The following is a 15,974-nucleotide window of genomic DNA, read 5'->3' as shown; positions in this document are numbered from 1 at the left end:
AGAGCGGGGTGAGCAGCATGCGAAAACTATGGGTTAGTTTAGGGGTGGCCTTAGGACTCCTAGTCTTATTTGGTCGGCCGGTGCTTGCTGATCATTCGTCGACAACAGAGTTGACGGTTCAATTTTATCAAGGCCCGAAAACGTCTCGGCAAGTAGAAACGGCTAAAATCAACGCGTTGATTCCAGATGGTCAAACGGTGTATCACCAAGTCACTAAGACGCCGGTGACCAAAAAGGCACAATCAACGGAGACCGATGCCAGTATGGGCGCTGCTATAGCGGCGATTAGACATGGGCGCCTGCCGCAAACAAGTGAGCGACAATGGCAGTTGTATCGCCTTGTGGGTGGTTTGTTATTATTGATGTTAATTTTAAGTGGAGTGCTTTGGTATCAATTGAAACGCTCTGATGATGGGAGTGTCAAACATGAATAAGTTGAAAAATCGGTCACAATTAATGGTCGTGTTGACTAGTGTCATGTTGGCGCTGCTCATCTTGGTCGGGCGTGTACAGGCTGATACCATGACAAATGTGATGTCAGGTACGGGGACAACGTTTACGCCTGAATCAACCGGTAACGTTGTTTTTGGGAGTTCGGGGTATTATGGTATCAATAGTTATCCTAAGCTAAAAGCAATTACTGCGAATAATGTGTCAAACGGTCGAATCACAACTAAAACAACTCAGGTTGCGATTACTTTAACGGGGACTGTGACAGCTAAAAATAATGTGTCAATGAATAACTTTTATTTTGACATGATGCAAAAAGATGGGACTTCGTTGCAAAGTGGCTCGACAACGCTTTTTTCCGGCAATAGTAAGACTTTTTCAAGTTCTGGTACAACGCAGACTATTACCGTTGATTTAACTGACTTGGCGAATGATTTGCCGATTTATGTTGGCTTTCGTTATAATGCGTCAAGTGGTGGTGGTGATATTGCCTACCAATTGGGGTCATTTACCAATGATGCAACGGCAGCAGCGGCTTTAAAACCAACAATCGATTCAACCGCTGGTAGTGGTAAAGTTAGTGCGAGTGATCAAAAGATTACTGGGACGGGGACCAATGTCGGTGATAAAATCACGAGTAGTGCTGGTGGATCAACCACGGTTGGCAGTGATAAAACTTACAGTCTAGACCTGGGTTCAGCGATTGGGAGTGCCAGCAGCGTCACCGTTACTGAAAGCAACGCAACCGGGGATAAAGGGACAGCCACTGCAGATGTTGTTCAAAAAACATTAGACCTGGATAGTCAGTCGACGAGTTTAGACTTATCCCCAGATGATGCGAGTTCGTTAGCATCAATGAGTGATAGTGAAATCGTTGCTTGGTTGGCCAAACAAACGACCTTAGGGTTAAGTCCAAGTTATTCGGATGGGAGTAGTACTAGTGACGTTACTTATGCAACTGATGATAGTGGGATTGCCGCTAAAATCAAAGCATTAGCAACGGGGGATAGTACGACTGTTAGTCTTTATGCAACCGATGGGACGTTGAAGTCTAGTGCAAAGACGATTACATTGACGAAACAAGCTGGGACGTTAACGTTCGGTACTATTTCAAGTGCGATTGGCTTTGGTGATTTGGAAGTGCCAACCAAAGAAACGATTTTTAAACCTACCAGTAGCTGGGATGTGTCGATTAGCGATACACGGGCAGCGGGTTCAAAATGGTATGTGTATGCGACAGCGTCAGCGATGACGTCTGCAAAACACACGTTAAAAGGTAATTTAATTTATCAAGATGGTAGTGATCAACAATCATTAACCAACACGTCAACCTTGATTGCTAGTGGCGAACGTAATAGTGGTAGTAATACGACTGATGTGACTAGTGATTGGGATAATAGTACCAAGGGCATCTTTTTAGACGTATTCCCTGGCGTCTATAATGGGACTTATAGTGGTACGGTTAATTGGAGTTTACAAGATACACCAGCTGAATAATGAAAAAATCTTCGACCATCTGCACGCTACAGCCTATTGTAGTGTGAAATGAAATGGCCGAAGATTTTTTGTTAGGAGCTAAACTTTTCGTGAACGCAAATAAAAGTAACCACCAATTAATGTGCCTAATACGAGACCAATTATGCCAGCAATAACGGCATTCCATGAGGGTTGCTCACTAGTTTGTGGTAAGGTTGCAGCGTTCTTACTAGTCGGCGTCGTTGTCGTCGTCGTAATAGTCGTTGTTGGTGTACCAGTAGTCATCGTTGATTGACTTGCTGTCGATGCTGGTGTGTTCGTTGCATTTGTCGATTCACCAGTAGCTGAACTTTCGGCATTCGGCCGATATGGCACTGTTCCGGATGTTTCTGGTGTTAGGCCAGGTCGACTTGGTGCTGCCGGAGTCGTCGGTGTTGTGGGACTAGGCTTTTCAGGTTCCGTTGTACCAGGTTTTTCAGGCTCAGTCGTACCGGGCTTTTCGGGTTCAGTGGTACCAGGCCTTTCAGGTTCGGTGGTACCAGGCTTTTCAGGCTCAGTCGTACCGGGCTTTTCAGGCTCAGTCGTACCGGGCTTTTCAGGTTCAGTCGTGCCGGGCTTTTCGGGTTCGGTGGTACCAGGCTTTTCAGGCTCAGTCGTGCCGGGCTTTTCAGGTTCGGTGGTACCAGGGTTCTCAGGTTCCGTTGTGCCGGGATTCTCCGGCTCAGTAGTACCAGGGTTCTCAGGTTCCGTTGTGCCGGGATTCTCCGGCTCCGTTGTGCCACCGGAATCGTCTGGTGTTAAAACGATATTATCTGTGGCTGTAGCCGTATGATCATCTTCATCAGAATAGACGGCACTGTTTCGATATACCTCGGCAATTGCGCCAAGTGCGGCTTGCGTTTGATAATTGATCGTTAAATCACTGTTAACGGTTTCATCAATTTTGAAAATAACCTGGTTGCCGTTGACTGTAGCCGTAATTGGAATTGGAATCCGTTCGGCGGTTGCAGTGACACTATTGGGAATATAGGTATGATTACTGCTTAATGTGTCGGTAATCGTAGGTTTGACAAGTGCATTCCCATTGCTAGTAATCGCTAGCGACCAATTTATTTTTGATTTGTCATTCGCATCCACCCAGCTAGCGGTCTTAGTCATACTAATCGGTTTGGTGGGTGTAGGTGTGCCTGTATTAGGCTCATCTTCTTCTGTACGATCAACATCCGCTGTCGCGGTAGCTTGGTTGCCATTATCATCGCGATATACGGCATTATTATTAAAGTCTAAAGTTGTGCGATTAGTTGTTTTAGACTGATACGTCAGCCTTAAATCGCTGTCATAAGTCCCAGCAAGTTTAAAAGTCAGTTGACGACCATTTACTGTAGCCGCAACTGGCACTGCCTCACCAGCCGCGTTAGTTGCGGAAACACTACCAGGTACATAGGTTTGATCAGCACTGAGTGTATCTGTAATGACTGGGTTGACAAGTTTATTCCCATTACTTGTAATATTTAGTCCCCAGTTAATGGTGTCTGGACTATCAGGGTCGACCCATGCTGCGGTTTTCGACATGGCAATCGGTTTGGTCGGCGTTGGTGGCGTGGTTGTATTGGTTCCCTTGCCGGGAAATTTGAACCAAACGTTACCTTGTTTGTTAGCTGTGTGGTAATAAAAGTAACTATTGAAGGTAATTGTCGCAACGTAGGAGCCAGCGGTTAAGTTTAACTGGCCGACCTTTGCTAAGCCAGTATAACTTGGTAGACTGGCGTCAACATCAAGATTGGGATTGATGTTTTGTGGTAATGTGACTAGGGCTGTGTCTCCAGGCTTGATCTGTGTTGCGTTTGGGAAACTCCAGCGATAGGAAATCTTGTAAGTGACATCAGCTGATAAAACGGCAGTATGTGACTGAACCTTGCCAGCTGGATCAGTAATCACCGCATTATCTGCGTCGAGCCCAGATCCGGTTGTGATGAGCGCCGCGTGACTTAACAGTGGGGGACTAAAGACCATTAAAGCTAACCCAGCAACTGCCAGTACTAAAAAATGCCAAAACTTTCGCATTGTTACTCCCTCCAATCAATTCTTACCGAGCCTCTCACCACTCGGCATCACTAATTTACCACGCTTATACAAGCGTCAAATATTGATAAGGATTATTTGGAAGCTTATCGAATTAGCTATTATTGTACTCAGTTGCTAAAAACGGTATGATGGACGGGCTAATATTTATTTTGAAATGGGGGATTTTGAATGGGCGCACCAAAACAACCAAGGTCACATCAAACGCATCGCTTTTTAGATGATACGACCAAAGAGATCAATGAATGGACCGGCGAAGCTAAAGCCGTTGAAATCCATCCATTACAGATGTTTTCGGAAGTCTTTGATCGGCATACGAAGGATGATGCGGACGAGCTATTCACGGCTGGGACGCAAGCAACAACGCCGCCATTAGCGGAAGTGTCGGATGCACCTGTGAAACCGTGGCTGTTTTCACGAGTTTTGATGGTGTTATTGATCACGTTTAGTTTGTTACTGCTATTATTTTACGCGTTTAAAAACGAACGGGCTTTACCAGGACTATTAGTGATGGGGTCTTTGACGGTGCCGTTTGCTTTGTTAATTTATTTTTTTGAAATTAATGTGTTTAAGAATGTCTCGATTTTAAGTGTGCTAGAAGTGTTTTTAATTGGTGGGGTGGCCTCAATGGTGGCAACGATGCTGTTGTATTCCTTGATACCGACTTCCAATGGGACCGATATTTGGTCGGCTTTGCTAATTGGTTTGATTGAAGAGACGGGGAAGTTATTGATTATTGCCTGGTTTATCAATCACTTGCAATTGAATTATATCTTTAATGGCATGTTAATTGGCGCCGCTGTTGGGGCTGGGTTTGCTGTTTTTGAAACGGCTGGTTATGGGATGGACTATGGCTTAGTCGTGTTGATCATTCGGTCCTGGCAAGCAGTTGGTACGCATACGTTGTGGTCGGCGATGGTTGGCGCGGCCGTGGTCTTTGCAAAAGATGATTACCGGCCATTGACCACGCAAACGGTGTTGCGACCAAAATTCATGCGGTTTTATTTTATGGCCGTGGCGTTACACGCGTTGTGGGATTGGCATTTGCCACTAGCCTGGTTAGATGTCTTCTATATCCATCAACTCGTCTTGATTGGACTAGCGTGGGTCGTTATTTTTGTGTTGATTGACTCTGGTTTACGTGAAGTGCGTACTTTACGACAAGCCGGGATTCCAGCTGAAGAACATATCTTTTTACCAGTACCCAAAGCTTAAAAAAAGTTGTGACCAGTATCGGTCGCAACTTTTTTGATTACTGATATAAAAAGGTGACGATTTCACGGTCCACGGCTGGATTAATGTGGAGCATTGAATGTTCAACCGTCAAGGGACCACCGTGCATGATGGTGGTTTTAGGCTTAAAGCCGTGCTGCTTTAGTGCGGTGCTAAAAGCTAAGACACCCTTTAAGCGAACCTCACCATCACCGGCTGTCTGCCAGATTTGACCTGCAATATTTAAGATCGGCAAATTAGACGGTAATTTTGACAAGGCAACTTCAGGATGCGGATAAGTGGAGGCAATTGTCACGAATTTGTGAATTCGAGGTTGAACCGTTTGATGGGCCGTATTGGCTAAATAATCAAAAATAATATTGCCACCCGATGAGTGCCCCACCGCATTGAACGTGTTAACGTGGTAATGCTGTTTTAAGTGTTGCATCACGACAGCTAGTTGGCGTGCTTGACGGGCTGGATGGTGATTGTCCGCAAAGACGACTTGAATCGTCGGGTTGTGACGTAACGGTGCGTACTGTTGAATGTTTAAATGACCATGATAAGTGACATGGACAACTAGTGCCTTGGTCATGAGCTTGGCGCCGCTCAAGCGATGTACAAAACCGTCAGTTGAAAAGGCCCGCGCGTAATCGCCAGCCACAAACACGGTTGGGATGGTCGTTGCCTTGACCTTGGTTTTGGTTAGTGGTGTGAGTCGATGTTGCCAGTACATCCCAGCACCGACGACGGTCACGACACTGACAGTGGCTAATAATTGAATAATTCGGTTATGTTGCATCCCCAAACGACCTTTCCCCATAGCGATTCGATGCATCTATTCACAAATCCTATTAAAACGCTGTCAAAAGCTTTTTGCAAATGGTTAGTCAATCCACTAAAATGAGATTAATTAATCATTGAGAAAGTTGGTTGCCGAATGGATACTGAATACGATTTAACAATTATTGGTGGCGGTCCCGTGGGGATGTTTGCGGCTTTTTATGCGGGCATGCGAAATGCCAAAGTACAATTGCTTGAAAGCTTACCGGAGTTAGGTGGCCAGGTTCAAGCGTTATACCCGGAAAAAATGATTCATGATATTGCCGGTTATCCAGCCATTAAAGGGCGGGAGTTAGTTAAGCAATTAACGGCGCAATTACAAGAGTTTCCAATCGACATCCACACAAAGAGTGCGGTGAGTGACGTGACTGGAAAAATGGGGGATTTTACCATTACGACGGTCAATGGTGATGTCTCGCACAGTAAGGCGATCATCGTTGCAACTGGGACGGGGGCGTTTGAACCGCGGAAGTTGGCTGTTGAAGGTGCGGACCGGTTTGAAGATCAACAGTTGTTTTATCATATTCCCAGCCTGGATGCCTTTCGTGACCATACTGTCTTAGTGGCCGGTGGTGGGGATTCAGCCATTGATATGGCCCTGATGCTAGAACCCGTTGCCAAGCAAGTTTATATCATGCATCGACGCAATCGCTTCCGCGGAATGGAGCATAGCGTGGACTTATTGGAAGCGTCATCTGTGACCATCAAAACGCCATTTTTAATCAAAGCACTGCATCGATTAGATAACGGGCAATTAGACTTGATGATGAAAGAAGTCCGTGGTGACGCCGAAGAACACTTGGCCGTTGATGATTTAGTGGTTAACTACGGTTTTATTGCAGATAACAAGGCGTTACAAGCTTGGCAAGTGACCCCAGAAATGGCACATCAATTGATTACCGTGAACACAGAAATGAATACGGATGTGCCAGGGATGGCAGCTATTGGCGATGCGATTACGTTTCCTGGTAAACTAGGTTTGATTGCCAGTGGTTTTGGGGAAGCCCCGAATGCGGTGAACCAATTAATGATGCAACTCTACCCTGAACGTCGGAGTCCATTGCATAGTACGACGTTGTTTGAAAAGCGGGCGCACGACCAAAAATAAGTTAAAACGCACTGCTAGTCTAATACTAGTGGTCAAATCAAATAGCGCGTCACGACTAGTTAAAGTTGTCGTGACGCGCTATTAAGTTATGTTGGTTATGGCCGAAGGCTGAGGTATCAAGCGCAAGTTACTTGGGGCGCAACATGATTTTATTTTTTAGATGGGTATACATGGCTAGTGATCCAAGGGTGGAGCCAAAGACCGCGGCGATTAACGTACTACGGTCTAAATTGCCTGCGGCGGTCATGCCAAAGATAAAGAAGACCAGAAAAGAGAAAAAGTTACTCAGCGTCTTAAACAGTGCCAGTCGCCGCCAATGCCGGTAATCAGCCGTGGTTCTAACCACAAACGGGTCAGTTAGATGATGACGTTTGAACAGATAGCTGTTCCAGCAAGCAGGTATGACGATGGCTGCCCCTAATAACCAAGTTGTTAGGCGCAATTGATTCCCAAGTTGGGCATCTTGCCAAATACTAATTAAAAAAACAAGTGTCAATAATGGCATCATCAAGGCGTAACTTAAGGCTAATTGGTGGTCCCGGTCATGACATTGATCAACCGTTAGTGGCCCAAATAAATCAGTGCTGGCGATGCGTAATAAGTGCGATAAACGGTGCATGTAAACCCCTCCCTTAGTATAATGACTTAAACCTATCCTCAGCATACCAAAAACCGGACCGCCTGCATATGGCGATCCGGTTTTAAATTAACCTGATTATTTCTTACTGCTACTACTGCTGCTAGTCGTTGACGTATCATCCGGGTTGGTAATTTGAATCCGGGTTGAATTGGTCTTCTTATGCGAGGCTTCTGGCGCATCAGTCTTATAGAGTGAAGTGGTGGATTTGTCACCATTCTTCGAATAGAGACTGGTTGACGCTTTCTTCAAGGCATTTTCAATCTTAATTTCTTTTTGTAACCCATCGGCATAGTTATACTTTGCGGCGTCGACTTTCTTAAAGTCTTTAGGATGGTAGAAACGCAATAAGTTTTTCGAGTTCAATGAATCTGACAAACTCAGTTCTTTATTGACTTTCTTTTGGTCCTTATCAATAACTTTTTGAATGCTGTCCGTCATTTCAACTTCTTCACCGGTACTGTTACTGTAGACTTTCCCGCTGAGAACCGTATATTTTGGTGTCACAAAGTCACGATTTCTAAATGCGACAACTTGGTCATGTTGCTTAGAGAACAAGTCGGTCCCAAATTGGACGTAGCGTTTGCTAGAAATTCCAAGTAAATGCAAGATGGTTGGTAAGACATCAATTTCACCACCATATGTGGATTCGACTTTACCACCTTTAGTCCCCGGCATATTGATCATAAATGGCACCCGTTGCAGTTGGGCATTGTCGTAGCTTGTCCAGTTTTTAGCGCTCTTACCCAAGATTGGGGCTAACGTTGTGTTTTCACTGTTTGACAAGCCGTAATGATCCCCATACAAGACGATCATTGAATTCTTAAGCAAGCCTGATTTCTTCAAGTAAGCATAAAATTCTTTAATCGATTGATCCAAATAATGAGCGGTTTGGAAATAGCCGTTGATGGCCGAATCACTCGTATCCGTCGTCTTAAACGTGGTATCTTCTTTATCCATTGTGAACGGGAAGTGGTTAGTGACGGTAATGTACTTCACGTAGAATGGTTGCTGCAGTCGTTGCAAGTACTTAATGGAATCCTTGAATAACAATTTGTCCTTTAAGCCATAACCGGTTGATTTATCACCGGTCGTATCAAAGTAACTGGCATCAAAGAAGTATTGATAGCCCATGTTTTTATACGTGTTGTTTCGGTTCCAGAAGCTGGCAACGTTACCGTGGAAGACCGCGGAACTATACTTAGACCGTTGCTTTAAAATCGCTGGTGCGGCTTGGAATGTGTTGTCTGACCCCAGTTGAGCAAACAAGGACCCGGTCGCTAAACCATAAGTACTGGTTTCAAGCATATTTTCGGCATCACTAGTTTTCCCTTGACCAACTTGATGGAAGAAGTTCTTAAACGCGTAAGTCGATTGACTATGATACAACTTATTTAAGAACGGCGTGACTTCCTTACCATTGATTTTTTTATCGATTAAGAATTGCTGGAAACTTTCCAAGTGAATCACAATCACATTTTTACCTTTAGCAATCCCGTACATTTTGCTATTAGGACTGGCATAATGTGACTTGGTAAAATCTTCAACTGTATCGAGCTCAGATTTCTTAGCGCTGGCACGTTGGTGATTCGTCCGTTCATCTTTAACGCCATCATAGATGGTGAAAGCGTCTAGCCCCAGGTATTTAACAATATAGTTATTATCAAATGTCCGGGTTAATAATTGTGGTCGATTGGCTTCGGCGAGCGTTAGGTTTAACCCAAATCCGGCTAAAGCGACTGACGTATAAGCAAAGGCTTTACGACGACGAATCGGTCGATCATCATGTTTAATGCGCTTGAAAATATAAAGGGCTAACATGGCGACGATATCGATCCAATAGAGCCAATCGTACCAATTGACTAAGGCAATTGATGACCCCGTTAACCCCTGACTAACTTTGGAGTAACCAGTGACAGTACTGACCGTCATAAAATCGGTGAACTCCCGGTAATAGATAACGTTAGCGTATAGTAAGACCGTATCTAACGTATCGATTAACAACAGGATGTAATAAAAAAAGCCGGTTTTACGGATATATAGTGCTAACCCAAATAATAAGACCGTAATGGCAATCGGATTGACCAACATCAAGAAGACTTGCAGCACATCGGACGCGCCGAGTGAGAATTCTGTCAAGTAAGCGAAGACTGTTTTGGCCCAAAACAAGATAATCAGTAGCCAAAAGAAACCCATACGCGTATTGAGACGTTGGCGGAGTTGCTTTAACATATTAATAAGACCCCATTTGTAACAGTTTTGGATATGACTCGAAAAGCAGTCATCATGTCATTTTACCATATCTAAGGAAGCTTAATCGTTAACATCTGGTTAAGTAGAAAGCAATTGACGCTAGTTGAAAAAAACGGTATTCTCAAGGCTAGATTAATTGGTGGTGAAGCGACATGCAAATTAAAACGAGTAATCAAACCAACTCGCAAGTTTATGCGGATGCAATCATGATTCGTGAAGCAGTATTTATTGATGAGCAACATATTGATCCCGCTTTAGAGTTAGATCAAGTGACGGCGGCCACTTGGCACTATGTCTTATATACCGATACGGCAGCGCCAGTGGCAACCGCCCGAATGACGCCAAATGATGACCAACAGTTACATATTCAACGGGTCGCAACTTTGGCGATTGCCCGGGGCCACGGCTACGCACGGGCCATCTTGCAGCAGATGATCACGGATGCCCGCCAACGAGGGTACCAGCAATTAGTATTGGGTGCCCAAGTGACGGCGCAAGGGTTTTACACCCAATTAGGGTTTGAACCGCAAGGCCCTCAGTTTATGGAAGCGGGTTTAGCGCATCAAGAGATGGCGTTGACACTATGAACATTGCAAAAAGACTAGACCTAAAGGAATCAGTGCTGGTGCCTTTAGGCTTAGTCTTTTTTGATGTGTGATAACGCGTCAGTGTTAATTCCAGTGTTAGTTAGGTGCAAACAGACGCTTATTAGTCGCTCAGGCAAGAATCAGGTTAATCTATTAATTCTCAGCTCGTTGTTAGGCGGTGCAGACTGTGAACCGGCAATTATGGTTAAGTTGCGTTAAAGTTAAGTTACGAAAATTGAAAGGACGGATCTAGCGATGACTTATGCAATCGGCGACGTGGCGGCCCAATGCGGGGTGTCCGTGCCAACGTTACGTTTTTATGAAAAAGAAGGCTTACTACCACCCATTCACCGCGATGCGGCTGGACGGCGACAATTCAGTGATCAAGATGTGGCACTCGTGCGGCAGATCGTTAATTTAAAACGGGCCGATGCGTCACTAGATGATATCGCAGCGTTTTTACGGTTATACCAAGCTGGTGACCAAACGATGGCGGACCGAGCTGATTTTTTTGCTGATCAAGCCGATAAATTGGCCGATAGAATGGCCCAATTACAAGTGACTCAAGTCTATGTGCAATATAAGCAATGGTATTATGACCAAGCAATGGCCGCCGGTGGGTTAGCGGACTTAAAAACACCGCAAGCTGAGTTAAATCAACAGTTTGCCACTTACTTGACGACCACTGGGCAGACAACCGCTTTAGCCACTTACAACCGATTGTTAGCGAAATATCCAGCTGGATTATGTGCGGTTGATTTATCACATATTTTAGTGCCCGCGAACTAAATCATTGACCTCAACCCGACTTCAGGTGCTAGATTTAATTTATTGAAATTGAGGAGGTCGTAAAAATGACAAAAGTATTAGTGGTGGTTACTAACAATCAACGGTTTGGTGCGTTAGATCGGGCAACCGGCTTATGGTTAAGTGAAAGTGTCCATTTCCAAGCGGTGATGGCTGAACATGGGATCGATGTTGATTATGTCAGCCCTAAAGGTGGTTACGTGCCGTTAGATCCCGGTAGTCTAACTGATATGGATGCAACCACTTGGCGCTATTATAACGATGCTGACTTTCGCAATCGTGATTTAGCCCAGTCATTCACGCCGGCTGAAGTGAATCCGGCTGATTATGCCGCGATTTATTTTGCGGGTGGTCATGGGGTTTTATGGGACTTCCCAAATAATGTTGACTTAGCTAAGTTAGCTGATGTGATTCATCAGAATGGTGGCATTACCGCCGCTGTTTGCCATGGCGTGGTCGGCTTATTGGGATTGCATGAAACCGATGGTCGCGAATTAATCGCTGATAAACATGTGGCGGGCTTTTCTAATGAAGAAGAAGCCATTAATCAATTAACCGATGCAGTGCCATTTTTGACGCAGGATGCATTAGTAAAGGCTGGTGGTTTATATACGAGTGCCGCTGCTTATACGGCACACGTGGTCGTTGATGGCAATTTAGTCACTGGTCAAAATCCACAATCGGCTAAGGGCGTCGCTGAAGCCGTCGTTAAGTTGTTGCAAGCATAGAAAGGACTTTGAAATGACAGAATTATCAGCAGCATTGACGTTTAAATCTGGGGTCACAGTTAAAAATCGGTTGATGATGTCACCGATGACGACCCGGCAAAGTTTTTTTGATGGTGAAGTCACGCAAGATGAAATCGCGTATTATGAACGGCGTGCACATGGGGTCGGTGCGATTATTACTGGTGCGGCCAATGTGGTAGCTGGTGGTAAAGGCTGGCCTGGTGAACTCAGTATTGCCGATGACCGAATGATACCGCGGTTACATGACTTAGCGACTGCCATTCAAGGCGCTGGGGCTAAAGCCATCGTTCAAATCGTTCATGCCGGTCGGATGACCACGTCAGCGACTTTAGGCGGGAAACAAACGGTTTCCGCCAGTGCGATTGCTGCCCCTCGTCCTGGTGCTGAAACGCCGCGAGCCATGACTGATGAGGAAGTTCAAGCAACCATTACGGCATTTGGTGCTGCAACGCGACGGGCGATTCAAGCCGGTTTTGATGGGATTGAATTACACGGTGCTAACACGTACTTAATTCAACAATTCTTCTCACCACATTCCAATCGCCGGACGGACCAATGGGGTGGTGACCGTGAACAACGGACCCACTTTATTCGAGAAATGCTGAAAAGCGTCTTTAGTGCCGTACAGCAATATGCGACCCGACCGTTTTTAGTTGGCTATCGGATTTCGCCAGAAGAATTTGAAACTCCAGGGATTCGGTTTGCCGATACGTTAGCTTTATTAAAAGAATTGGCAACTACGGATTTAGATTATATCCATATCTCATTAAATAAGTTTGATCGCGTCGCTCGTTCTGATGGTTATCAAGACAAGCCAATCTTGGCCTACGTGCAAGACGCGATTGGTGGTCAAGTGCCCCTAGTCGGGGTGGGGAGTGTTCGGAATCGGCAAGATGTTGAGACCGTCTTAGCGCATACCGACTTAGTCGCGGTTGGTGAACAATTGTTATTTGATCCCGATTGGGCGACTAAGTTGTTGTCACATCAAGATGCGGACATCGTTACGGGTGAATTTTCAGAATTGTTCAAGCAACAACGTGACCAGTTCAGTTTGCCGTTAGCCACATTTTTAGATGAACGCTACCATTCAACCCCTAATATTTAAACTTAGGTGAGGGTGATAAGTACTGAAAAAGTGCGTCGATAACTGTATCGGCGCACTTTTTTAGTGGTATGCTTATGAAGAGAGAAATGGGAATACCTGGGGGTTTTAGGATGGAATTACCAAAACCAGTCACGGTGGCCGATGTTGCTGCGAATGTTGATCAACAATTAACGTTTATGACGATTGTGATCAATGGTCAACAATACCCCAAACCACAACCGGCAAAACATGGCTTATTAGCCAAGGCACTTAGTCGGGATCCGTTTGCAGTCGGGCAATTAACGATTACGGCCGGTCGTTTGCAGTTAGCGGATGAACATGACCAAGAGTTTCGCTCATTTGGACCAACGGTGATAACGGGTGTTGAACTTGGCATCTATCATTCGGTAACCAATGATTACGGTCCAATTGTGAAGTTTAAGCCGCGTTTTACAGCTAACTTAGAAGTGACGACCAATGCGGCCACTTATCATATCTTGAATAATGACTTGGCGGTGCTACCGGTCTTATTCAACTGGGCGCACGAGTATCAATTACCAGTACAAGATCCAATGCAGTTGCAACCAATAGCGGCAACGATTGATTGGTCACAGGTGACTGAAACCCAGGTCAAGCAATGGGCCCAGGGCACTAAGTATGCAAAACGATTTCAAATTTCGGGGGCTAAACCCCGTGGATAACCTTTTTTTGACACACCTTACGTGGTTAAGGTGTGTTTTTTTAGGGTGAAAAATCATGTTAATAAGTGAGCATGATGATGGCAATGACCCAACTTTTACGTGCTTGTCTTAGATCAATAGGTCAATGAAAATTCACATAATTAATTGGAATTGCTGATTTGACAAGGATTAACCGACTTTGTGGCTTTTTTAATTATGATTATTTTGCTTATATTTCTTTGCGATTTGTTCGTGAATTAATCATATTATTTTCGTGACGCCGTTATATTTGCAAGCAAAAAGCATGGTAGGATTATTACCAATGTTTCTGGTATGAACAGTTTTTGCCAGGTCAGATTGGTGCCAGTCGACGCACCGCAAATAATTACTTAGGATGATGACAATGGCAAAAAATTTGATGCAACAATTAATGTCCCGCTGGCACCCGAAGAAAGCCGTTTTAATTCTCGGCAGTGGCCGATCCGGTACCTCAGTCCTCACCAAATGTATTAGTTTTATGGGCATCTCGCTAGGCACGAATAATTTATTAGGGCCTAGTAAAAAGATCAACCCGAAAGGCTATTTTGAAAATAAAGACGTGATTAAAATTCACAAATCAATTGGGAGCACGATTCGGTATCGACCAGCGTTTGCCGGTTACTACTATAGTCCCAAAATAAAAAAAGACCGTGAAAACCTCACCACTTACTTAACCGACTTCTTTGCCGATGAACGCTATTTAGCGATTAAAGATCCGCGGATGAATGATTATATTGAACTTTGGCAACATGTCTTAGCTGATATCAACGTTCAACCCGCTGAAATTATCTTGATTCGGAATCCCATTGATGTGGTTAATTCTAATAGTCGGGCTTGGCATCGAGACGCGACGTTAGCGCTTCGTCAATGGCAAGTCCGGACGTTCTTATCTTTGCGAGATACGAAAGGTCAAAACCGAATTCTCGTGACGTATGAAGATCTATTCAATCAAACCTTACCAACCTTAAAACGCATCGCTGACCAATTGAAATTACCATGGCCCAGCGATGAGACCACTTTACAAGCAGAAATCGATGGGTTCATTGATCCAAATCTGCAACACAGTGATAGTGCCCAAAGCTTGGCGGACTTTAAAGCCGACCAAAATATCGATCCCGATGCCAAGGCTTTATATTTATTAGGGGTGCGAGCAGCCAATGATCCTGCCTATTTTGAATCTGCAGAATTTGATGCCGCTATTAATCAGTTGGCTGACCAATATGTGACGAAGCATGGGTCGTTGTACCGTGACTTCAATAAAAAGATTCCTGGTAAGACGGTTTATGTCTTTGGGTCCGATGCTGCCGCCGTTGAACAGGTCAACCAACAATTAGATCAACTTGGTGTGGTGATGCAAACCGCTGATAACACCAAAGGCCATCGTATTCAGGCCCAGTTAAGTAAGAAGCTGGCTAAAACGCAACCTTTAGATCCTGATTATCCCAAAGATTTTGCGTTAGTCAGCGATAAAGAAGATTTAAATAACTTTATTCGTAAACATGCCAAGCATGATGATCTTTGGGGGCTGGGCGACGTTGTCACCAGTCAAGTCGTTGAAATGGTCATGGCAGTCAGCGACGAAATGGGCCTGACAACCCGTAACTTAGTGATTACGGCTGACTTTGATCGCCTGCAAGGTGATCCAGCGGCCCTAAAAGCCGCATTACGCTCAACGGTTCGCGTGCTGCGAGCAGTTAAAGACCAAGCTTACTTGATCGTGCCAGCGGCTGCAGTGACCACAAAAGGGGCACAACAACAATTGGCTGAGTTCGTCCATGCCGATGAGTTTCCAGCGGATAAGCCATCATTAAGTGATGACTTTACGGCTCCGTTGACATTAGGTCAGGTCGCGCAGGCATTGACGACCCTTACGACTGCAGCTAGTCAAAATGCCGCTGGGCAACAACGATTGAATCAATATCTCGACTTATATTACGACAAAATTTTAAAACAGATAGGTGATTAAA

At 44.8% G+C, this 15,974-nt stretch carries 14 protein-coding genes; 10 read left to right on the top strand and 4 right to left on the bottom strand.

Translation table 11 applies throughout. From position 1 onward, the window contains the following. The first annotated feature begins 17 nt into the window (after window positions 1–17). The gene (locus tag FFM75_RS01755; RefSeq protein WP_137627476.1) at window positions 18–434 is read left to right on the top strand and encodes a hypothetical protein; all 417 of its coding nucleotides are present in this window, start codon (window positions 18–20) and stop codon (window positions 432–434) included. Beyond that, window positions 427–1,947 carry a cell surface protein gene (locus FFM75_RS01750; RefSeq protein ID WP_137627475.1) on the top strand — a complete coding sequence of 507 codons (1,521 nt, stop codon included), beginning with the start codon at window positions 427–429 and terminating at the stop codon, window positions 1,945–1,947. Before FFM75_RS01755 ends, FFM75_RS01750 begins: the two co-directional genes overlap by 8 nt. Window positions 1,948–2,025: 78 nt before the next feature. On the opposite strand, the gene FFM75_RS01745 is transcribed toward FFM75_RS01750, so the two are convergent. Then, entirely contained in the window at window positions 2,026–3,990 is a 1,965-nt protein-coding gene (locus tag FFM75_RS01745) for an Ig-like domain-containing protein (protein ID WP_171001409.1), read from the bottom strand. Between the two features lie 189 nt (window positions 3,991–4,179). On the opposite strand from FFM75_RS01745, the gene FFM75_RS01740 reads away from it, so the two are divergent. Next, window positions 4,180–5,223, top strand: coding sequence for a PrsW family intramembrane metalloprotease (locus FFM75_RS01740; protein ID WP_137627474.1), 1,044 nt, complete (start codon window positions 4,180–4,182; stop codon window positions 5,221–5,223). 37 nt (window positions 5,224–5,260) lie between these two features. Here the strand turns inward: FFM75_RS01740 and FFM75_RS01735 are convergent, their stop codons facing one another. Continuing rightward, complete coding sequence (locus FFM75_RS01735; RefSeq protein WP_223876584.1) at window positions 5,261–6,058, bottom strand: alpha/beta hydrolase; 798 nt, start codon at window positions 6,056–6,058, stop codon at window positions 5,261–5,263. 102 nt (window positions 6,059–6,160) lie between these two features. Between FFM75_RS01735 and FFM75_RS01730 the strand changes: the two genes are divergently transcribed. Next, entirely contained in the window at window positions 6,161–7,171 is a 1,011-nt protein-coding gene (locus FFM75_RS01730) for an NAD(P)/FAD-dependent oxidoreductase (RefSeq protein WP_137627473.1), read from the top strand. A 127-nt stretch (window positions 7,172–7,298) separates the two neighbouring features. Here the strand turns inward: FFM75_RS01730 and FFM75_RS01725 are convergent, their stop codons facing one another. Continuing rightward, complete coding sequence (locus tag FFM75_RS01725) at window positions 7,299–7,790, bottom strand: hypothetical protein (RefSeq protein WP_137627472.1); 492 nt, start codon at window positions 7,788–7,790, stop codon at window positions 7,299–7,301. Window positions 7,791–7,886: 96 nt separating this feature from the next. Next, window positions 7,887–10,040: an LTA synthase family protein gene (locus FFM75_RS01720; RefSeq protein ID WP_137627471.1), complete on the bottom strand. Its 2,154-nt coding sequence runs from the start codon at window positions 10,038–10,040 to the stop codon at window positions 7,887–7,889. 173 nt (window positions 10,041–10,213) lie between these two features. On the opposite strand from FFM75_RS01720, the gene FFM75_RS01715 reads away from it, so the two are divergent. The 6 genes from FFM75_RS01715 (at window position 10,214) to FFM75_RS01690 (ending at window position 15,973) form a co-directional block, all read left to right on the top strand. Then, window positions 10,214–10,648 carry a GNAT family N-acetyltransferase gene (locus FFM75_RS01715; RefSeq protein WP_137627470.1) on the top strand — a complete coding sequence of 145 codons (435 nt, stop codon included), beginning with the start codon at window positions 10,214–10,216 and terminating at the stop codon, window positions 10,646–10,648. 255 nt (window positions 10,649–10,903) lie between these two features. After that, a complete protein-coding gene (locus tag FFM75_RS01710; RefSeq protein ID WP_137627469.1) occupies window positions 10,904–11,437 on the top strand; it encodes a MerR family transcriptional regulator in 534 nt (177 codons plus the stop codon). Window positions 11,438–11,502: 65 nt separating this feature from the next. After that, window positions 11,503–12,183, top strand: coding sequence for a type 1 glutamine amidotransferase domain-containing protein (locus FFM75_RS01705; RefSeq protein ID WP_137627468.1), 681 nt, complete (start codon window positions 11,503–11,505; stop codon window positions 12,181–12,183). Window positions 12,184–12,196: 13 nt separating this feature from the next. After that, window positions 12,197–13,309 carry an NADH-dependent flavin oxidoreductase gene (locus FFM75_RS01700; protein ID WP_137627467.1) on the top strand — a complete coding sequence of 371 codons (1,113 nt, stop codon included), beginning with the start codon at window positions 12,197–12,199 and terminating at the stop codon, window positions 13,307–13,309. Between the two features lie 110 nt (window positions 13,310–13,419). Further along, complete coding sequence (locus FFM75_RS01695) at window positions 13,420–13,989, top strand: hypothetical protein (protein ID WP_137627466.1); 570 nt, start codon at window positions 13,420–13,422, stop codon at window positions 13,987–13,989. A 382-nt stretch (window positions 13,990–14,371) separates the two neighbouring features. Then, a complete protein-coding gene (locus tag FFM75_RS01690) occupies window positions 14,372–15,973 on the top strand; it encodes a sulfotransferase family protein (protein ID WP_137627465.1) in 1,602 nt (533 codons plus the stop codon). The last annotated feature ends 1 nt before the right edge of the window (window position 15,974 follow it).

It is taken from the genome of Lactiplantibacillus daowaiensis (genome assembly GCF_005405085.1).
GTDB classification, from domain to species: Bacteria; Bacillota; Bacilli; order Lactobacillales; family Lactobacillaceae; genus Lactiplantibacillus; species Lactiplantibacillus daowaiensis.
The sequence above is the reverse complement of the archived record's forward strand: the minus strand, read 5'-3'. Positions and strand labels throughout refer to the sequence as shown.